The 21824-nt window shown below is 48.0% G+C and carries 1 protein-coding gene, 10 tRNA genes and 12 rRNA genes; 22 read left to right on the top strand and 1 reads right to left on the bottom strand.

Translation table 11 applies throughout. The features are described from left to right. The first annotated feature begins 178 nt into the window (after window positions 1–178). The 22 genes from AC2IP4_RS13970 (at window position 179) to rrf (AC2IP4_RS13865) (ending at window position 20775) form a co-directional block, all read left to right on the top strand. Window positions 179–3069, top strand: a 23S ribosomal RNA gene (locus AC2IP4_RS13970). A 136-nt stretch (window positions 3070–3205) separates the two neighbouring features. Beyond that, window positions 3206–3321 (top strand): 5S ribosomal RNA (gene rrf, locus AC2IP4_RS13965). Window positions 3322–3720: 399 nt separating this feature from the next. Further along, window positions 3721–5263: ribosomal RNA gene (locus tag AC2IP4_RS13960) — 16S ribosomal RNA — on the top strand. A 101-nt stretch (window positions 5264–5364) separates the two neighbouring features. Next, window positions 5365–5440 (top strand) — tRNA-Glu (locus AC2IP4_RS13955). A gap of 2 nt (window positions 5441–5442) precedes the next feature. Further along, a tRNA-Lys gene (locus AC2IP4_RS13950) sits at window positions 5443–5518 on the top strand. A 26-nt stretch (window positions 5519–5544) separates the two neighbouring features. Then, window positions 5545–5620: transfer RNA gene (locus AC2IP4_RS13945), tRNA-Ala, on the top strand. A gap of 31 nt (window positions 5621–5651) precedes the next feature. Next, window positions 5652–5727 (top strand) — tRNA-Val (locus tag AC2IP4_RS13940). Between the two features lie 268 nt (window positions 5728–5995). Then, window positions 5996–8886 (top strand): 23S ribosomal RNA (locus tag AC2IP4_RS13935). A 124-nt stretch (window positions 8887–9010) separates the two neighbouring features. Then, a 5S ribosomal RNA gene (gene rrf, locus AC2IP4_RS13930) occupies window positions 9011–9126 on the top strand. A 416-nt stretch (window positions 9127–9542) separates the two neighbouring features. Then, a 16S ribosomal RNA gene (locus AC2IP4_RS13925) occupies window positions 9543–11085 on the top strand. Between the two features lie 70 nt (window positions 11086–11155). Further along, window positions 11156–11232 (top strand) — tRNA-Ile (locus tag AC2IP4_RS13920). Window positions 11233–11271: 39 nt separating this feature from the next. Beyond that, window positions 11272–11347, top strand: a tRNA-Ala gene (locus tag AC2IP4_RS13915). 302 nt (window positions 11348–11649) lie between these two features. Beyond that, a 23S ribosomal RNA gene (locus AC2IP4_RS13910) occupies window positions 11650–14540 on the top strand. A gap of 136 nt (window positions 14541–14676) precedes the next feature. Beyond that, window positions 14677–14792 (top strand): 5S ribosomal RNA (rrf, locus tag AC2IP4_RS13905). Window positions 14793–15191: 399 nt separating this feature from the next. Continuing rightward, a 16S ribosomal RNA gene (locus tag AC2IP4_RS13900) occupies window positions 15192–16734 on the top strand. Between the two features lie 96 nt (window positions 16735–16830). Further along, a tRNA-Glu gene (locus AC2IP4_RS13895) sits at window positions 16831–16906 on the top strand. Window positions 16907–16908: 2 nt separating this feature from the next. Continuing rightward, window positions 16909–16984, top strand: a tRNA-Lys gene (locus tag AC2IP4_RS13890). 31 nt (window positions 16985–17015) lie between these two features. After that, window positions 17016–17091: transfer RNA gene (locus tag AC2IP4_RS13885), tRNA-Val, on the top strand. A 269-nt stretch (window positions 17092–17360) separates the two neighbouring features. Continuing rightward, window positions 17361–20251, top strand: a 23S ribosomal RNA gene (locus AC2IP4_RS13880). A 136-nt stretch (window positions 20252–20387) separates the two neighbouring features. Beyond that, window positions 20388–20503, top strand: a 5S ribosomal RNA gene (rrf, locus tag AC2IP4_RS13875). Between the two features lie 62 nt (window positions 20504–20565). Beyond that, a tRNA-Thr gene (locus AC2IP4_RS13870) sits at window positions 20566–20642 on the top strand. 17 nt (window positions 20643–20659) lie between these two features. Continuing rightward, window positions 20660–20775: ribosomal RNA gene (gene rrf, locus AC2IP4_RS13865) — 5S ribosomal RNA — on the top strand. The 16S, 23S and 5S rRNA genes sit together here with 10 tRNA genes alongside, the layout of an rRNA operon. A gap of 49 nt (window positions 20776–20824) precedes the next feature. Here rrf (AC2IP4_RS13865) and ilvY read toward each other — a convergent pair. Then, window positions 20825–21709 carry an HTH-type transcriptional activator IlvY gene (gene ilvY / locus AC2IP4_RS13860; protein WP_375321432.1) on the bottom strand — a complete coding sequence of 295 codons (885 nt, stop codon included), beginning with the start codon at window positions 21707–21709 and terminating at the stop codon, window positions 20825–20827. Window positions 21710–21824: the final 115 nt, after the last annotated feature.

Genomic DNA, 21824 nt, shown 5'->3' with positions numbered 1-21824 from the left:
TTACGAGTTAGATAGATCAAAATTTAAAAGTTCTTAATATCTTTTGTTTATTTTTAGATAAACAAACTAAAAACACATTCAAGTGTTCTTGTATTTTGAATCCGGCGAAAAACCAGAACTCGCAATGACGAGTTCAACCTTGGTTGTTTATGGCATACGAAACCTCTTGGGGTTGTATGGTTAAGTGACTAAGCGTACACGGTGGATGCCTTGGCAGTCAGAGGCGATGAAAGACGTATTAACTTGCGATAAGCGTAGATTAGGTAGTAAAAACCATTTGAGTCTACGATTTCTGAATGGGGAAACCCACTAGCATAAGCTAGTATCGCTGCGTGAATACATAGCGCAGCGAGGCAAACCGGGAGAACTGAAACATCTAAGTACCCCGAGGAAGAGAAATCAACCGAGATCCCGAAAGTAGCGGCGAGCGAAATTGGGTTAGCCCTTAAGCTTTTAATGAGACAGGTGAAGGCTCTGGAAAGTGCCGCGATACAAGGTGATAGCCCTGTAACCGACATCTCATCATCAGTGAAAACGAGTAAGGCGGGACACGTGATATCCTGTCTGAATATGGGGGGACCATCCTCCAAGGCTAAATACTACTGACTGACCGATAGTGAACCAGTACCGTGAGGGAAAGGCGAAAAGAACCCCTGTGAGGGGAGTGAAATAGAACCTGAAACCGTGTACGTACAAGCAGTAGGAGCATACTTGTTATGTGACTGCGTACCTTTTGTATAATGGGTCAGCGACTTATATTCAGTGGCAAGGTTAACCGTTTAGGGGAGCCGTAGGGAAACCGAGTCTTAACTGGGCGTTCAGTCTCTGGATATAGACCCGAAACCAAGTGATCTAGCCATGGGCAGGTTGAAGGTTGAGTAACATCAACTGGAGGACCGAACCGACTAATGTTGAAAAATTAGCGGATGACTTGTGGCTAGGGGTGAAAGGCCAATCAAACTTGGAGATAGCTGGTTCTCCCCGAAATCTATTTAGGTAGAGCCTCGGACGAATACTACTGGGGGTAGAGCACTGTTAAGGCTAGGGGGTCATCCCGACTTACCAACCCTTTGCAAACTCCGAATACCAGTAAGTACTATCCGGGAGACACACGGCGGGTGCTAACGTCCGTCGTGGAGAGGGAAACAACCCAGACCGCCAGCTAAGGTCCCAAAGTTATAGCTAAGTGGGAAACGATGTGGGAAGGCTCAGACAGCCAGGATGTTGGCTTAGAAGCAGCCATCATTTAAAGAAAGCGTAATAGCTCACTGGTCGAGTCGGCCTGCGCGGAAGATGTAACGGGGCTAAGCTATACACCGAAGCTGCGGCAATGCAATTTATTGTGTTGGGTAGGGGAGCGTTCTGTAAGCCGTCGAAGGTGTGCTGTAAGGCATGCTGGAGGTATCAGAAGTGCGAATGCTGACATGAGTAACGATAAAGGGGGTGAAAAACCCCCTCGCCGGAAGACCAAGGGTTCCTGTCCAACGTTAATCGGGGCAGGGTAAGTCGACCCCTAAGGCGAGGCTGAAAAGCGTAGTCGATGGGAAACGGGTTAATATTCCCGTACTTCTTATAATTGCGATGGGGGGACGGAGAAGGCTAGGTGGGCTTGGCGACGGTCGTCCAAGTTCAAGTGCGTAGGCTAAGAGTTTAGGTAAATCCGGACTCTTGTTAGGCTGAGACACGATGTCGAGCTACTACGGTAGTGAAGCCATTGATGCCATGCTTCCAGGAAAAGCCTCTAAGCTTCAGATTATAAGAAATCGTACCCCAAACCGACACAGGTGGTCGAGTAGAGAATACTAAGGCGCTTGAGAGAACTCGGGTGAAGGAACTAGGCAAAATGGTACCGTAACTTCGGGAGAAGGTACGCTCCTAGCGGTGATGAGACTTGCTCTCTAAGCTGCCGGGAGTCGCAGATACCAGGTGGCTGCAACTGTTTATTAAAAACATAGCACTGTGCTAAATCGTAAGATGACGTATACGGTGTGACGCCTGCCCGGTGCTTGAAGGTTAATTGATGGGGTTAGACTTCGGTCGAAGCTCTTGATCGAAGCCCAAGTAAACGGCGGCCGTAACTATAACGGTCCTAAGGTAGCGAAATTCCTTGTCGGGTAAGTTCCGACCTGCACGAATGGCGTAATGATGGCCACGCTGTCTCCACCCGAGACTCAGTGAAATTGAAATCGCTGTGAAGATGCAGTGTACCCGCGGCTAGACGGAAAGACCCCGTGAACCTTTACTACAGCTTGGCACTGAACATTGACCCTACATGTGTAGGATAGGTGGGAGCCTTTGAAACCAGTACGCTAGTATTGGTGGAGGCAATCTTGAAATACCACCCTTGTATGCTTGATGTTCTAACGTTGGCCCCTTATCGGGGTTGCGGACAGTGCCTGGTGGGTAGTTTGACTGGGGCGGTCTCCTCCCAAAGAGTAACGGAGGAGCACGAAGGTGGGCTAAACACGGTTGGACATCGTGTGGTTAGTGCAATGGCATAAGCCCGCTTGACTGCGAGAATGACAATTCGAGCAGGTGCGAAAGCAGGTCATAGTGATCCGGTGGTTCTGAATGGAAGGGCCATCGCTCAACGGATAAAAGGTACTCCGGGGATAACAGGCTGATACCGCCCAAGAGTTCATATCGACGGCGGTGTTTGGCACCTCGATGTCGGCTCATCACATCCTGGGGCTGAAGTCGGTCCCAAGGGTATGGCTGTTCGCCATTTAAAGTGGTACGCGAGCTGGGTTTAGAACGTCGTGAGACAGTTCGGTCCCTATCTGCCGTGGGCGTTGGATGATTGAAAGGGGCTGCTCCTAGTACGAGAGGACCGGAGTGGACGAACCTCTGGTGTTCGGGTTGTTACGCCAGTAGCATTGCCCGGTAGCTAAGTTCGGGATCGATAAACGCTGAAAGCATCTAAGCGTGAAGCGAGCCTTGAGATGAGTCATCCCTGATACTTTACGTATCCTAAAGGGTTGTTGGAGACTACGACGTAGATAGGCAGGGTGTGTAAGTGCTGCGAGGCATTGAGCTAACCTGTACTAATTGCCCGTGAGGCTTAACCATACAACACCCAAGGGGTTTTGAACGGATTTGAAGTAACAAGAAACAGATTGAATGTGATTAAGAACAGCTCTTTATATAGAGAAACAGCTTTCCAGATTATTATTTATCTCTTATTGAGGTAGATAGAAAGAATTTGCTTGGCGACCATAGCGTTATGGACCCACCTGATCCCATGCCGAACTCAGAAGTGAAACGTAATAGCGCCGATGGTAGTGTGGGGTTTCCCCATGTGAGAGTAGGACATCGCCAGGCTTGAATTTGAATAAGTGCCCGTTCAATAGAGCGGGCTTTTATTTCGCTCTCAGATTGTCACTGTGAGCCAAGTCAACATAACGTTTTTAAGTCTTTCATAAATAAATGAAAAAGTTGAAAATATTATCTTGACTTTCAAATCAGAAAGCGTAATATACGCAGCCTGAAACGACGAAGCTGAAACGCTAAGTGGTTGAAAGACAACGCTCTTTAACAATTTAACCAAATCAATCTGTGTGGGCACTTGTGAGTTGATAATCACTAGTTTGCTCTTACTTCTCGAAGTAAGACGAACAAAATAATCAATGAACTGAGTGACTACACAAAATTACTTTTATGTAACAATCAGTATTAATCATTGAGCCGGTTTTGTTTCTGCTGAAACAAACCAAAAAACTTTAATTGAAGAGTTTGATCATGGCTCAGATTGAACGCTGGCGGCAGGCCTAACACATGCAAGTCGAGCGGTAACAGAAATTAGCTTGCTAATTTGCTGACGAGCGGCGGACGGGTGAGTAATGCCTGGGAATATGCCTTAGTGTGGGGGATAACTATTGGAAACGATAGCTAATACCGCATAATGTCTTCGGACCAAAGAGGGGGATCTTCGGACCTCTCGCGCTAAGATTAGCCCAGGTGAGATTAGCTTGTTGGTGAGGTAAGAGCTCACCAAGGCGACGATCTCTAGCTGGTCTGAGAGGATGATCAGCCACACTGGAACTGAGACACGGTCCAGACTCCTACGGGAGGCAGCAGTGGGGAATATTGCACAATGGGCGAAAGCCTGATGCAGCCATGCCGCGTGTATGAAGAAGGCCTTCGGGTTGTAAAGTACTTTCAGTCGTGAGGAAGGGTGTGTAGTTAATAGCTGCACATCTTGACGTTAGCGACAGAAGAAGCACCGGCTAACTCCGTGCCAGCAGCCGCGGTAATACGGAGGGTGCGAGCGTTAATCGGAATTACTGGGCGTAAAGCGCATGCAGGTGGTTCATTAAGTCAGATGTGAAAGCCCGGGGCTCAACCTCGGAACCGCATTTGAAACTGGTGAACTAGAGTGCTGTAGAGGGGGGTAGAATTTCAGGTGTAGCGGTGAAATGCGTAGAGATCTGAAGGAATACCAGTGGCGAAGGCGGCCCCCTGGACAGACACTGACACTCAGATGCGAAAGCGTGGGGAGCAAACAGGATTAGATACCCTGGTAGTCCACGCCGTAAACGATGTCTACTTGGAGGTTGTGGCCTTGAGCCGTGGCTTTCGGAGCTAACGCGTTAAGTAGACCGCCTGGGGAGTACGGTCGCAAGATTAAAACTCAAATGAATTGACGGGGGCCCGCACAAGCGGTGGAGCATGTGGTTTAATTCGATGCAACGCGAAGAACCTTACCTACTCTTGACATCCAGAGAATTCGCTAGAGATAGCTTAGTGCCTTCGGGAGCTCTGAGACAGGTGCTGCATGGCTGTCGTCAGCTCGTGTTGTGAAATGTTGGGTTAAGTCCCGCAACGAGCGCAACCCTTATCCTTGTTTGCCAGCACGTAATGGTGGGAACTCCAGGGAGACTGCCGGTGATAAACCGGAGGAAGGTGGGGACGACGTCAAGTCATCATGGCCCTTACGAGTAGGGCTACACACGTGCTACAATGGCGCATACAGAGGGCAGCAAGCTAGCGATAGTGAGCGAATCCCAAAAAGTGCGTCGTAGTCCGGATCGGAGTCTGCAACTCGACTCCGTGAAGTCGGAATCGCTAGTAATCGTGAATCAGAATGTCACGGTGAATACGTTCCCGGGCCTTGTACACACCGCCCGTCACACCATGGGAGTGGGCTGCAAAAGAAGTGGGTAGTTTAACCTTCGGGAGGACGCTCACCACTTTGTGGTTCATGACTGGGGTGAAGTCGTAACAAGGTAGCCCTAGGGGAACCTGGGGCTGGATCACCTCCTTAAACGATAGATTGAAATTTATGAGTGTTCACACAGATTGATTAGGTTAAAACGTAAAGAAGCAATAGAAGGTGCCCAACACCTTCAAATACAAATATCCAGTGTCCCGTTCGTCTAGAGGCCTAGGACACCGCCCTTTCACGGCGGTAACAGGGGTTCGACTCCCCTACGGGATACCATTGGGTCGTTAGCTCAGTTGGTAGAGCAGTTGACTTTTAATCAATTGGTCGCAGGTTCGAATCCTGCACGACCCACCATTTCCTCCCAAGGAAATAAAATATTTGGGGCTATAGCTCAGCTGGGAGAGCGCCTGCCTTGCACGCAGGAGGTCTGCGGTTCGATCCCGCATAGCTCCACCATTCTTTCTCACGAAGGAATTAAAACTTTCGTGGGCGATTAGCTCAGTTGGGAGAGCACCTCCCTTACAAGGAGGGGGTCACTGGTTCGAGCCCGGTATCGCCCACCATCTTTAAGTATTCTCTTTGAGAGTCTTTAAAAATGGTTTCGAAAGAAATATTGCTCTTTAACAATTTGGAAAGCTGACTGATTTAAATAACTTACGAGTTATCTAAATCAAAATTTAAAAGTTCTTAATATCTTTTGTTTATCTTAGATAAACAAACTAAAAACACATTCAAGTGTTCTTGTATTTTGAATCCGGCGAAAAACCAGAACTCGCAATGACGAGTTCAACCTTGGTTGTTTATGCCATACGAAACCTCTTGGGGTTGTATGGTTAAGTGACTAAGCGTACACGGTGGATGCCTTGGCAGTCAGAGGCGATGAAAGACGTATTAACTTGCGATAAGCGTAGATTAGGTAGTAAAAACCATTTGAGTCTACGATTTCTGAATGGGGAAACCCACTAGCATAAGCTAGTATCACTACATGAATACATAGTGTAGTGAGGCAAACCGGGAGAACTGAAACATCTAAGTACCCCGAGGAAGAGAAATCAACCGAGATCCCGAAAGTAGCGGCGAGCGAAATTGGGTTAGCCCTTAAGCTTTTAATGAGACAGGTGAAGGCTCTGGAAAGTGCCGCGATACAGGGTGATAGCCCCGTAACCGACATCTCATCATCAGTGAAAACGAGTAAGGCGGGACACGTGATATCCTGTCTGAATATGGGGGGACCATCCTCCAAGGCTAAATACTACTGACTGACCGATAGTGAACCAGTACCGTGAGGGAAAGGCGAAAAGAACCCCTGTGAGGGGAGTGAAATAGAACCTGAAACCGTGTACGTACAAGCAGTAGGAGCACCTTCGTGGTGTGACTGCGTACCTTTTGTATAATGGGTCAGCGACTTATATTCAGTGGCAAGGTTAACCGTTTAGGGGAGCCGTAGGGAAACCGAGTCTTAACTGGGCGTTCAGTCTCTGGATATAGACCCGAAACCAGGTGATCTAGCCATGGGCAGGTTGAAGATTGAGTAACATCAATTGGAGGACCGAACCGACTAATGTTGAAAAATTAGCGGATGACTTGTGGCTAGGGGTGAAAGGCCAATCAAACCTGGAGATAGCTGGTTCTCCCCGAAATCTATTTAGGTAGAGCCTCGGACGAATACTACTGGGGGTAGAGCACTGTTAAGGCTAGGGGGTCATCCCGACTTACCAACCCTTTGCAAACTCCGAATACCAGTAAGTACTATCCGGGAGACACACGGCGGGTGCTAACGTCCGTCGTGGAGAGGGAAACAACCCAGACCGCCAGCTAAGGTCCCAAAGTTATAGTTAAGTGGGAAACGATGTGGGAAGGCTCAGACAGCCAGGATGTTGGCTTAGAAGCAGCCATCATTTAAAGAAAGCGTAATAGCTCACTGGTCGAGTCGGCCTGCGCGGAAGATGTAACGGGGCTAAACTATACACCGAAGCTGCGGCAGTGCAATTTATTGTGCTGGGTAGGGGAGCGTTCTGTAAGCCGTTGAAGGTGGTCTGTAAGGGCTGCTGGAGGTATCAGAAGTGCGAATGCTGACATGAGTAACGATAAAGGGGGTGAAAAACCCCCTCGCCGGAAGACCAAGGGTTCCTGTCCAACGTTAATCGGGGCAGGGTAAGTCGACCCCTAAGGCGAGGCTGAAAAGCGTAGTCGATGGGAAACGGGTTAATATTCCCGTACTTCTTATAATTGCGATGGGGGGACGGAGAAGGCTAGGTAGGCTTGGCGACGGTCGTCCAAGTTCAAGTGCGTAGGCTAAGAGTTTAGGTAAATCCGGACTCTTGTTAGGCTGAGACACGATGTCGAGCATCTACGGATGTGAAGCTATTGATGCCATACTTCCAGGAAAAGCCTCTAAGCTTCAGATTATAAGGAATCGTACCCCAAACCGACACAGGTGGTCGAGTAGAGAATACTAAGGCGCTTGAGAGAACTCGGGTGAAGGAACTAGGCAAAATGGTACCGTAACTTCGGGAGAAGGTACGCTCCTAGCGGTGATGAGACTTGCTCTCTAAGCTGCCGGGAGTCGCAGATACCAGGTGGCTGCAACTGTTTATTAAAAACATAGCACTGTGCTAAATCGTAAGATGACGTATACGGTGTGACGCCTGCCCGGTGCTTGAAGGTTAATTGATGGGGTTAGACTTCGGTCGAAGCTCTTGATCGAAGCCCAAGTAAACGGCGGCCGTAACTATAACGGTCCTAAGGTAGCGAAATTCCTTGTCGGGTAAGTTCCGACCTGCACGAATGGCGTAATGATGGCCACGCTGTCTCCACCCGAGACTCAGTGAAATTGAAATCGCTGTGAAGATGCAGTGTACCCGCGGCTAGACGGAAAGACCCCGTGAACCTTTACTACAGCTTGGCACTGAACATTGACCCTACATGTGTAGGATAGGTGGGAGCCTTTGAAACCAGTACGCTAGTATTGGTGGAGGCAATCTTGAAATACCACCCTTGTATGCTTGATGTTCTAACGTTGGCCCCTTATCGGGGTTGCGGACAGTGCCTGGTGGGTAGTTTGACTGGGGCGGTCTCCTCCCAAAGAGTAACGGAGGAGCACGAAGGTGGGCTAAACACGGTTGGACATCGTGTGGTTAGTGCAATGGCATAAGCCCGCTTGACTGCGAGAATGACAATTCGAGCAGGTGCGAAAGCAGGTCATAGTGATCCGGTGGTTCTGAATGGAAGGGCCATCGCTCAACGGATAAAAGGTACTCCGGGGATAACAGGCTGATACCGCCCAAGAGTTCATATCGACGGCGGTGTTTGGCACCTCGATGTCGGCTCATCACATCCTGGGGCTGAAGTCGGTCCCAAGGGTATGGCTGTTCGCCATTTAAAGTGGTACGCGAGCTGGGTTTAGAACGTCGTGAGACAGTTCGGTCCCTATCTGCCGTGGGCGTTGGATGATTGAAAGGGGCTGCTCCTAGTACGAGAGGACCGGAGTGGACGAACCTCTGGTGTTCGGGTTGTTACGCCAGTAGCATTGCCCGGTAGCTAAGTTCGGGATCGATAAACGCTGAAAGCATCTAAGCGTGAAGCGAGCCTTGAGATGAGTCATCCCTGATACTTTAAGTATCCTAAAGGGTTGTTGAAGACTACGACGTTGATAGGCAGGGTGTGTAAGTGCTGCGAGGCATTGAGCTAACCTGTACTAATTGCCCGTGAGGCTTAACCATACAACACCCAAGGGGTTTTGAACGGATTTGAAGTTGCAAGAAACGTATTGAATGTGATTAAGAACGCATACACAGCTTTCCAGATTATTATTTATCTCTTATTGAGGTAGATAGAAAGAATTTGCTTGGCGACCATAGCGTTATGGACCCACCTGATCCCATGCCGAACTCAGAAGTGAAACGTAATAGCGCCGATGGTAGTGTGGGGTTTCCCCATGTGAGAGTAGGACATCGCCAGGCTTGAATTTGAATAAGTGCCCGTTCAATAGAACGGGCTTTTATTTCGCTCCCAGTTTGTCACTGTGAGCCAAGTCAACATAACGTTTTTAAGTCTTTCATAAATAAATGAAAAAGTTGAAAATATTATCTTGACTTTCAAATCAGAAAGCGTATTATACGCAGCCTGAAGCGACGAAGCGGTAACGCTAAGTGGTTGAAAGACAAGCTCTTTAACAATTTAACCAAATCAATCTGTGTGGGCACTTGTGAGTTGATAATCACTAGTTTGCTTTTACTTTTCGAAGTGAATTCAAACAAAATAATCAATGAACTGAGTGACTACACAAAATTACTTTTATGTAACAATCAGTATTAATCATTGAGTCGGTTTTGTTTCTGCTTCTCTTTATAGAAAAGACAGAGCAACCAAAAAACTTTAATTGAAGAGTTTGATCATGGCTCAGATTGAACGCTGGCGGCAGGCCTAACACATGCAAGTCGAGCGGTAACAGAAATTAGCTTGCTAATTTGCTGACGAGCGGCGGACGGGTGAGTAATGCCTGGGAATATGCCTTGATGTGGGGGATAACTATTGGAAACGATAGCTAATACCGCATAATGTCTTCGGACCAAAGAGGGGGATCTTCGGACCTCTCGCGTCAAGATTAGCCCAGGTGAGATTAGCTAGTTGGTGGGGTAAGAGCTCACCAAGGCGACGATCTCTAGCTGGTCTGAGAGGATGATCAGCCACACTGGAACTGAGACACGGTCCAGACTCCTACGGGAGGCAGCAGTGGGGAATATTGCACAATGGGCGAAAGCCTGATGCAGCCATGCCGCGTGTATGAAGAAGGCCTTCGGGTTGTAAAGTACTTTCAGTCGTGAGGAAGGGTGTGTAGTTAATAGCTGCACATCTTGACGTTAGCGACAGAAGAAGCACCGGCTAACTCCGTGCCAGCAGCCGCGGTAATACGGAGGGTGCGAGCGTTAATCGGAATTACTGGGCGTAAAGCGCATGCAGGTGGTTCATTAAGTCAGATGTGAAAGCCCGGGGCTCAACCTCGGAACCGCATTTGAAACTGGTGAACTAGAGTGCTGTAGAGGGGGGTAGAATTTCAGGTGTAGCGGTGAAATGCGTAGAGATCTGAAGGAATACCAGTGGCGAAGGCGGCCCCCTGGACAGACACTGACACTCAGATGCGAAAGCGTGGGGAGCAAACAGGATTAGATACCCTGGTAGTCCACGCCGTAAACGATGTCTACTTGGAGGTTGTGGCCTTGAGCCGTGGCTTTCGGAGCTAACGCGTTAAGTAGACCGCCTGGGGAGTACGGTCGCAAGATTAAAACTCAAATGAATTGACGGGGGCCCGCACAAGCGGTGGAGCATGTGGTTTAATTCGATGCAACGCGAAGAACCTTACCTACTCTTGACATCCAGAGAATTCGCTAGAGATAGCTTAGTGCCTTCGGGAGCTCTGAGACAGGTGCTGCATGGCTGTCGTCAGCTCGTGTTGTGAAATGTTGGGTTAAGTCCCGCAACGAGCGCAACCCTTATCCTTGTTTGCCAGCACGTAATGGTGGGAACTCCAGGGAGACTGCCGGTGATAAACCGGAGGAAGGTGGGGACGACGTCAAGTCATCATGGCCCTTACGAGTAGGGCTACACACGTGCTACAATGGCGCATACAGAGGGCTGCAAGCTAGCGATAGTGAGCGAATCCCAAAAAGTGCGTCGTAGTCCGGATCGGAGTCTGCAACTCGACTCCGTGAAGTCGGAATCGCTAGTAATCGTGAATCAGAATGTCACGGTGAATACGTTCCCGGGCCTTGTACACACCGCCCGTCACACCATGGGAGTGGGCTGCAAAAGAAGTGGGTAGTTTAACCTTCGGGAGGACGCTCACCACTTTGTGGTTCATGACTGGGGTGAAGTCGTAACAAGGTAGCCCTAGGGGAACCTGGGGCTGGATCACCTCCTTAAACGATAGATTGCAATTTATGAGTGTTCACACAGATTGATTAGGTTAAAAAATAAAAGAGACATAATGTTGGGTCTGTAGCTCAGTTGGTTAGAGCGCACCCCTGATAAGGGTGAGGTCGGTGGTTCAAATCCACTCAGACCCACCAATACTTTTCCAGTAAGTATTGGTGATAACATTATATTTTGGGGCTATAGCTCAGCTGGGAGAGCGCCTGCCTTGCACGCAGGAGGTCTGCGGTTCGATCCCGCATAGCTCCACCATCTTTAAGTATTCTCTTTGAGAGTCTTTAAAAATGGTTTCGAAAGAAACATTGCTCTTTAACAATTTGGAAAGCTGACTGATTTAACTGACTTACGAGTTAGATAAATCAAAATTTAAAATTTCTTAATATCTTTTGTTTATCTTTAGATAAACAAACTAAAAACACATTCAAGTGTTCTTGTATTTTGAATCCGGCGAAAAACCAGAACTCGCAATGACGAGTTCAACCTTGGTTGCTGTTTTGTCTTCACTTTTTAAAAGTGAAAGCAAATGGTCCATACGAAACCTCTTGGGGTTGTATGGTTAAGTGACTAAGCGTACACGGTGGATGCCTTGGCAGTCAGAGGCGATGAAAGACGTATTAACTTGCGATAAGCGTAGATTAGGTAGTAAAAACCATTTGAGTCTACGATTTCTGAATGGGGAAACCCACTAGCATAAGCTAGTATCGCTGCGTGAATACATAGCGCAGCGAGGCAAACCGGGAGAACTGAAACATCTAAGTACCCCGAGGAAGAGAAATCAACCGAGATCCCGAAAGTAGCGGCGAGCGAAATTGGGTTAGCCCTTAAGCTTTTAATGAGACAGGTGAAGGCTCTGGAAAGTGCCGCGATACAAGGTGATAGCCCTGTAACCGACATCTCATCATCAGTGAAAACGAGTAAGGCGGGACACGTGATATCCTGTCTGAATATGGGGGGACCATCCTCCAAGGCTAAATACTACTGACTGACCGATAGTGAACCAGTACCGTGAGGGAAAGGCGAAAAGAACCCCTGTGAGGGGAGTGAAATAGAACCTGAAACCGTGTACGTACAAGCAGTAGGAGCATACTTGTTATGTGACTGCGTACCTTTTGTATAATGGGTCAGCGACTTATATTCAGTGGCAAGGTTAACCGTTTAGGGGAGCCGTAGGGAAACCGAGTCTTAACTGGGCGTTCAGTCTCTGGATATAGACCCGAAACCAAGTGATCTAGCCATGGGCAGGTTGAAGGTTGAGTAACATCAACTGGAGGACCGAACCGACTAATGTTGAAAAATTAGCGGATGACTTGTGGCTAGGGGTGAAAGGCCAATCAAACTTGGAGATAGCTGGTTCTCCCCGAAATCTATTTAGGTAGAGCCTCGGACGAATACTACTGGGGGTAGAGCACTGTTAAGGCTAGGGGGTCATCCCGACTTACCAACCCTTTGCAAACTCCGAATACCAGTAAGTACTATCCGGGAGACACACGGCGGGTGCTAACGTCCGTCGTGGAGAGGGAAACAACCCAGACCGCCAGCTAAGGTCCCAAAGTTATAGCTAAGTGGGAAACGATGTGGGAAGGCTCAGACAGCCAGGATGTTGGCTTAGAAGCAGCCATCATTTAAAGAAAGCGTAATAGCTCACTGGTCGAGTCGGCCTGCGCGGAAGATGTAACGGGGCTAAGCTATACACCGAAGCTGCGGCAATGCAATTTATTGTGTTGGGTAGGGGAGCGTTCTGTAAGCCGTCGAAGGTGTGCTGTAAGGCATGCTGGAGGTATCAGAAGTGCGAATGCTGACATGAGTAACGATAAAGGGGGTGAAAAACCCCCTCGCCGGAAGACCAAGGGTTCCTGTCCAACGTTAATCGGGGCAGGGTAAGTCGACCCCTAAGGCGAGGCTGAAAAGCGTAGTCGATGGGAAACGGGTTAATATTCCCGTACTTCTTATAATTGCGATGGGGGGACGGAGAAGGCTAGGTGGGCTTGGCGACGGTCGTCCAAGTTCAAGTGCGTAGGCTAAGAGTTTAGGTAAATCCGGACTCTTGTTAGGCTGAGACACGATGTCGAGCTACTACGGTAGTGAAGCCATTGATGCCATGCTTCCAGGAAAAGCCTCTAAGCTTCAGATTATAAGAAATCGTACCCCAAACCGACACAGGTGGTCGAGTAGAGAATACTAAGGCGCTTGAGAGAACTCGGGTGAAGGAACTAGGCAAAATGGTACCGTAACTTCGGGAGAAGGTACGCTCCTAGCGGTGATGAGACTTGCTCTCTAAGCTGCCGGGAGTCGCAGATACCAGGTGGCTGCAACTGTTTATTAAAAACATAGCACTGTGCTAAATCGTAAGATGACGTATACGGTGTGACGCCTGCCCGGTGCTTGAAGGTTAATTGATGGGGTTAGACTTCGGTCGAAGCTCTTGATCGAAGCCCAAGTAAACGGCGGCCGTAACTATAACGGTCCTAAGGTAGCGAAATTCCTTGTCGGGTAAGTTCCGACCTGCACGAATGGCGTAATGATGGCCACGCTGTCTCCACCCGAGACTCAGTGAAATTGAAATCGCTGTGAAGATGCAGTGTACCCGCGGCTAGACGGAAAGACCCCGTGAACCTTTACTACAGCTTGGCACTGAACATTGACCCTACATGTGTAGGATAGGTGGGAGCCTTTGAAACCAGTACGCTAGTATTGGTGGAGGCAATCTTGAAATACCACCCTTGTATGCTTGATGTTCTAACGTTAGCCCCTTATCGGGGTTGCGGACAGTGCCTGGTGGGTAGTTTGACTGGGGCGGTCTCCTCCCAAAGAGTAACGGAGGAGCACGAAGGTGGGCTAAACACGGTTGGACATCGTGTGGTTAGTGCAATGGCATAAGCCCGCTTGACTGCGAGAATGACAATTCGAGCAGGTGCGAAAGCAGGTCATAGTGATCCGGTGGTTCTGAATGGAAGGGCCATCGCTCAACGGATAAAAGGTACTCCGGGGATAACAGGCTGATACCGCCCAAGAGTTCATATCGACGGCGGTGTTTGGCACCTCGATGTCGGCTCATCACATCCTGGGGCTGAAGTCGGTCCCAAGGGTATGGCTGTTCGCCATTTAAAGTGGTACGCGAGCTGGGTTTAGAACGTCGTGAGACAGTTCGGTCCCTATCTGCCGTGGGCGTTGGATGATTGAAAGGGGCTGCTCCTAGTACGAGAGGACCGGAGTGGACGAACCTCTGGTGTTCGGGTTGTTACGCCAGTAGCATTGCCCGGTAGCTAAGTTCGGGATCGATAAACGCTGAAAGCATCTAAGCGTGAAGCGAGCCTTGAGATGAGTCATCCCTGATACTTTACGTATCCTAAAGGGTTGTTGGAGACTACGACGTAGATAGGCAGGGTGTGTAAGTGCTGCGAGGCATTGAGCTAACCTGTACTAATTGCCCGTGAGGCTTAACCATACAACACCCAAGGGGTTTTGAACGGATTTGAAGTAACAAGAAACAGATTGAATGTGATTAAGAACAGCTCTTTATATAGAGAAACAGCTTTCCAGATTATTATTTATCTCTTATTGAGGTAGATAGAAAGAATTTGCTTGGCGACCATAGCGTTATGGACCCACCTGATCCCATGCCGAACTCAGAAGTGAAACGTAATAGCGCCGATGGTAGTGTGGGGTTTCCCCATGTGAGAGTAGGACATCGCCAGGCTTGAATTTGAATAAGTGCCCGTTCAATAGAACGGGCTTTTATTTCGCTCTCAGATTGTCACTGTGAGCCAAGTCAACATAACGTTTTTAAGTCTTTCATAAATAAATGAAAAAGTTGAAAATATTATCTTGACTTTCAAATCAGAAAGCGTAATATACGCAGCCTGAAACGACGAAGCTGAAGCGCTAAGTGGTTGAAAGACAACGCTCTTTAACAATTTAACCAAATCAATCTGTGTGGGCACTTGTGAGTTGATAATCACTAGTTTGCTCTTACTTCTCGAAGTAAGACGAACAAAATAATCAATGAACTGAGTGACTACACAAAATTACTTTTATGTAACAATCAGTATTAATCATTGAGCCGGTTTTGTTTCTGCTGAAACAAACCAAAAAACTTTAATTGAAGAGTTTGATCATGGCTCAGATTGAACGCTGGCGGCAGGCCTAACACATGCAAGTCGAGCGGTAACAGGAATTAGCTTGCTAATTCGCTGACGAGCGGCGGACGGGTGAGTAATGCCTGGGAATATGCCTTAGTGTGGGGGATAACTATTGGAAACGATAGCTAATACCGCATAATGTCTTCGGACCAAAGAGGGGGATCTTCGGACCTCTCGCGCTAAGATTAGCCCAGGTGAGATTAGCTTGTTGGTGAGGTAAGAGCTCACCAAGGCGACGATCTCTAGCTGGTCTGAGAGGATGATCAGCCACACTGGAACTGAGACACGGTCCAGACTCCTACGGGAGGCAGCAGTGGGGAATATTGCACAATGGGCGAAAGCCTGATGCAGCCATGCCGCGTGTATGAAGAAGGCCTTCGGGTTGTAAAGTACTTTCAGTCGTGAGGAAGGGTGTGTAGTTAATAGCTGCACATCTTGACGTTAGCGACAGAAGAAGCACCGGCTAACTCCGTGCCAGCAGCCGCGGTAATACGGAGGGTGCGAGCGTTAATCGGAATTACTGGGCGTAAAGCGCATGCAGGTGGTTCATTAAGTCAGATGTGAAAGCCCGGGGCTCAACCTCGGAACCGCATTTGAAACTGGTGAACTAGAGTGCTGTAGAGGGGGGTAGAATTTCAGGTGTAGCGGTGAAATGCGTAGAGATCTGAAGGAATACCAGTGGCGAAGGCGGCCCCCTGGACAGACACTGACACTCAGATGCGAAAGCGTGGGGAGCAAACAGGATTAGATACCCTGGTAGTCCACGCCGTAAACGATGTCTACTTGGAGGTTGTGGCCTTGAGCCGTGGCTTTCGGAGCTAACGCGTTAAGTAGACCGCCTGGGGAGTACGGTCGCAAGATTAAAACTCAAATGAATTGACGGGGGCCCGCACAAGCGGTGGAGCATGTGGTTTAATTCGATGCAACGCGAAGAACCTTACCTACTCTTGACATCCAGAGAATTCGCTAGAGATAGCTTAGTGCCTTCGGGAGCTCTGAGACAGGTGCTGCATGGCTGTCGTCAGCTCGTGTTGTGAAATGTTGGGTTAAGTCCCGCAACGAGCGCAACCCTTATCCTTGTTTGCCAGCACGTAATGGTGGGAACTCCAGGGAGACTGCCGGTGATAAACCGGAGGAAGGTGGGGACGACGTCAAGTCATCATGGCCCTTACGAGTAGGGCTACACACGTGCTACAATGGCGCATACAGAGGGCTGCAAGCTAGCGATAGTGAGCGAATCCCAAAAAGTGCGTCGTAGTCCGGATCGGAGTCTGCAACTCGACTCCGTGAAGTCGGAATCGCTAGTAATCGTGAATCAGAATGTCACGGTGAATACGTTCCCGGGCCTTGTACACACCGCCCGTCACACCATGGGAGTGGGCTGCAAAAGAAGTGGGTAGTTTAACCTTCGGGAGGACGCTCACCACTTTGTGGTTCATGACTGGGGTGAAGTCGTAACAAGGTAGCCCTAGGGGAACCTGGGGCTGGATCACCTCCTTAAACGATAGATTGCAATTTATGAGTGTTCACACAGATTGATTAGGTTAAAAACGTAAAGAAGCAATAGAAGGTGCCCAACACCTTCAAATATCCAGTGTCCCGTTCGTCTAGAGGCCTAGGACACCGCCCTTTCACGGCGGTAACAGGGGTTCGACTCCCCTACGGGATACCATTGGGTCGTTAGCTCAGTTGGTAGAGCAGTTGACTTTTAATCAATTGGTCGCAGGTTCGAATCCTGCACGACCCACCATTCTTTCTCACGAAGGAATTAAAACTTTCGTGGGCGATTAGCTCAGTTGGGAGAGCACCTCCCTTACAAGGAGGGGGTCACTGGTTCGAGCCCGGTATCGCCCACCATCTTTAAGTATTCTCTTTGAGAGTCTTTAAAAATGGTTTCGAAAGAAACATTGCTCTTTAACAATTTGGAAAGCTGACTGATTTAACTGACTTACGAGTTAGATAAATCAAAATTTAAAAGTTCTTAATATCTTTTGTTTATCTTTAGATAAACAAACTAAAAACACATTCAAGTGTTCTTGTATTTTGAATCCGGCGAAAAACCAGAACTCGCAATGACGAGTTCAACCTTGGTTGTTTATGCCATACGAAACCTCTTGGGGTTGTATGGTTAAGTGACTAAGCGTACACGGTGGATGCCTTGGCAGTCAGAGGCGATGAAAGACGTATTAACTTGCGATAAGCGTAGATTAGGTAGTAAAAACCATTTGAGTCTACGATTTCTGAATGGGGAAACCCACTAGCATAAGCTAGTATCACTACATGAATACATAGTGTAGTGAGGCAAACCGGGAGAACTGAAACATCTAAGTACCCCGAGGAAGAGAAATCAACCGAGATCCCGAAAGTAGCGGCGAGCGAAATTGGGTTAGCCCTTAAGCTTTTAATGAGACAGGTGAAGGCTCTGGAAAGTGCCGCGATACAGGGTGATAGCCCCGTAACCGACATCTCATCATCAGTGAAAACGAGTAAGGCGGGACACGTGATATCCTGTCTGAATATGGGGGGACCATCCTCCAAGGCTAAATACTACTGACTGACCGATAGTGAACCAGTACCGTGAGGGAAAGGCGAAAAGAACCCCTGTGAGGGGAGTGAAATAGAACCTGAAACCGTGTACGTACAAGCAGTAGGAGCACCTTCGTGGTGTGACTGCGTACCTTTTGTATAATGGGTCAGCGACTTATATTCAGTGGCAAGGTTAACCGTTTAGGGGAGCCGTAGGGAAACCGAGTCTTAACTGGGCGTTCAGTCTCTGGATATAGACCCGAAACCAGGTGATCTAGCCATGGGCAGGTTGAAGATTGAGTAACATCAATTGGAGGACCGAACCGACTAATGTTGAAAAATTAGCGGATGACTTGTGGCTAGGGGTGAAAGGCCAATCAAACCTGGAGATAGCTGGTTCTCCCCGAAATCTATTTAGGTAGAGCCTCGGACGAATACTACTGGGGGTAGAGCACTGTTAAGGCTAGGGGGTCATCCCGACTTACCAACCCTTTGCAAACTCCGAATACCAGTAAGTACTATCCGGGAGACACACGGCGGGTGCTAACGTCCGTCGTGGAGAGGGAAACAACCCAGACCGCCAGCTAAGGTCCCAAAGTTATAGTTAAGTGGGAAACGATGTGGGAAGGCTCAGACAGCCAGGATGTTGGCTTAGAAGCAGCCATCATTTAAAGAAAGCGTAATAGCTCACTGGTCGAGTCGGCCTGCGCGGAAGATGTAACGGGGCTAAACTATACACCGAAGCTGCGGCAGTGCAATTTATTGTGCTGGGTAGGGGAGCGTTCTGTAAGCCGTTGAAGGTGGTCTGTAAGGGCTGCTGGAGGTATCAGAAGTGCGAATGCTGACATGAGTAACGATAAAGGGGGTGAAAAACCCCCTCGCCGGAAGACCAAGGGTTCCTGTCCAACGTTAATCGGGGCAGGGTAAGTCGACCCCTAAGGCGAGGCTGAAAAGCGTAGTCGATGGGAAACGGGTTAATATTCCCGTACTTCTTATAATTGCGATGGGGGGACGGAGAAGGCTAGGTGGGCTTGGCGACGGTCGTCCAAGTTCAAGTGTGTAGGCTGTATTCTTAGGCAAATCCGGGAATACACTAGGCTGAGACACGATGTCGAGCTACTACGGTAGTGAAGCCATTGATGCCATGCTTCCAGGAAAAGCCTCTAAGCTTCAGATTGTAAGGAATCGTACCCCAAACCGACACAGGTGGTCGAGTAGAGAATACTAAGGCGCTTGAGAGAACTCGGGTGAAGGAACTAGGCAAAATGGTACCGTAACTTCGGGAGAAGGTACGCTCCTAGCGGTGATGAGACTTGCTCTCTAAGCTGCCGGGAGTCGCAGATACCAGGTGGCTGCAACTGTTTATTAAAAACATAGCACTGTGCTAAATCGTAAGATGACGTATACGGTGTGACGCCTGCCCGGTGCTTGAAGGTTAATTGATGGGGTTAGACTTCGGTCGAAGCTCTTGATCGAAGCCCAAGTAAACGGCGGCCGTAACTATAACGGTCCTAAGGTAGCGAAATTCCTTGTCGGGTAAGTTCCGACCTGCACGAATGGCGTAATGATGGCCACGCTGTCTCCACCCGAGACTCAGTGAAATTGAAATCGCTGTGAAGATGCAGTGTACCCGCGGCTAGACGGAAAGACCCCGTGAACCTTTACTACAGCTTGGCACTGAACATTGACCCTACATGTGTAGGATAGGTGGGAGCCTTTGAAACCAGTACGCTAGTATTGGTGGAGGCAATCTTGAAATACCACCCTTGTATGCTTGATGTTCTAACGTTGGCCCCTTATCGGGGTTGCGGACAGTGCCTGGTGGGTAGTTTGACTGGGGCGGTCTCCTCCCAAAGAGTAACGGAGGAGCACGAAGGTGGGCTAAACACGGTTGGACATCGTGTGGTTAGTGCAATGGCATAAGCCCGCTTGACTGCGAGAATGACAATTCGAGCAGGTGCGAAAGCAGGTCATAGTGATCCGGTGGTTCTGAATGGAAGGGCCATCGCTCAACGGATAAAAGGTACTCCGGGGATAACAGGCTGATACCGCCCAAGAGTTCATATCGACGGCGGTGTTTGGCACCTCGATGTCGGCTCATCACATCCTGGGGCTGAAGTCGGTCCCAAGGGTATGGCTGTTCGCCATTTAAAGTGGTACGCGAGCTGGGTTTAGAACGTCGTGAGACAGTTCGGTCCCTATCTGCCGTGGGCGTTGGATGATTGAAAGGGGCTGCTCCTAGTACGAGAGGACCGGAGTGGACGAACCTCTGGTGTTCGGGTTGTTACGCCAGTAGCATTGCCCGGTAGCTAAGTTCGGGATCGATAAACGCTGAAAGCATCTAAGCGTGAAGCGAGCCTTGAGATGAGTCATCCCTGATACTTTACGTATCCTAAAGGGTTGTTGGAGACTACGACGTAGATAGGCAGGGTGTGTAAGTGCTGCGAGGCATTGAGCTAACCTGTACTAATTGCCCGTGAGGCTTAACCATACAACACCCAAGGGGTTTTGAACGGATTTGAAGTAACAAGAAACAGATTGAATGTGATTAAGAACAGCTCTTTATATAGAGAAACAGCTTTCCAGATTATTATTTATCTCTTATTGAGGTAGATAGAAAGAATTTGCTTGGCGACCATAGCGTTATGGACCCACCTGATCCCATGCTGAACTCAGAAGTGAAACGTAATAGCGCCGATGGTAGTGTGGGGTTTCCCCATGTGAGAGTAGGACATCGCCAGGCTTGAATTTTAAAAAGCCATCTTAACGGATGGCTTTTTTCGATTACATAAGTAAATAGATATTGCTGATATAGCTCAGCCCGGTAGAGCGCACCCTTGGTAAGGGTGAGGTCCCCAGTTCGAGTCTGGGTATCAGCACCATTTACTGACAGATTTTGCTTAGCGACCATAGCGTTATGGACCCACCTGAACCCATGCCGAACTCAGAAGTGAAACGTAATAGCGCCGATGGTAGTGTGGGGTTTCCCCATGTGAGAGTAGGACATCGCTAGGCTCAAATTTTAAAAGGCTTCCCATTGGGAAGCCTTTTTCTGTTTCTAAACCTAAATAAATGTATTTTCTGCTATTTGCCATAAAGCTTGAACTACAGGGTCATTAAGCTTTGATTTTTTACAACATAGCCCTAATTTAAATGGTGCTATAGGTGTAGTATTCAAGCGTTGAATTTTGTCTTTTACAGGGCTGTTATTAATAACCACATCTGGCGCAATTCCAATCCCACAACCTAAAGCCACCATGCTGACAATAGCTTCATGTCCTGAAACTTGAGCGTAAATTGTTGGTTTGATTTTTTGTTCTTTAAACCATTGATTTGCTCTGTTTCTAGCGGTTCCAGATTCAGGAAGAATGAAAGGCAGTGAATTCCAATTTGTATTTTCTTTATTTATATCGCCAATAAATTGATTATTTCCTGTAGGGGCAATTACAGATAGTGGTATTTCACTGATGATTTCAAAAGCTAATTTATTTGAAATCTTCTCAGGAATCGCAGATATAGCAATGTCAGCATCTGAGCTTTCAATTTTTTCTATTGCTTGTGCTGGATCTCCAGTAGATAACTTAATGTCTATATGAGGATAATTAACTTTAAAATCATTTAGTAATTGAGGGAGGTGACTATAGCTAGCAGTTACGGAGCAAAATAGTTTTAACTGCCCTTTCAAAGCATTATTTACAATATTTGAATGTGTTTTATAACCATTCCATTCTGAGCATATATTCATTGCGACTGGTATTAATTGTTTGGCTGCGCTAGTTAATTCTACACTGCGATTGTCTCTGATAAATAAGGGATGTCCTATGTCCTCTTCAAGTTTCTGAATTTGCCTACTTAATGCTGAAGGACTTAAATGCATAGCTTTAGATGTATAAGTAAAACTATGGCTCTCACAAAGGTGTAAAAATGTTTGTAGTAATTTTATATTCATATTGTTGTTATTTTTGCAATCATGTATTGCTAATATATCACTTTTTACAATGTTAATCTTTCGTTATTATCTTTGTATACACAGAATCATCCTAATGGATTAAATGATATTTACG

This window comes from Aliivibrio thorii (assembly GCF_057368585.1).
Note: the sequence above shows the minus strand (reverse complement) of the source record. Positions and strands in the feature narration are given on the sequence as shown.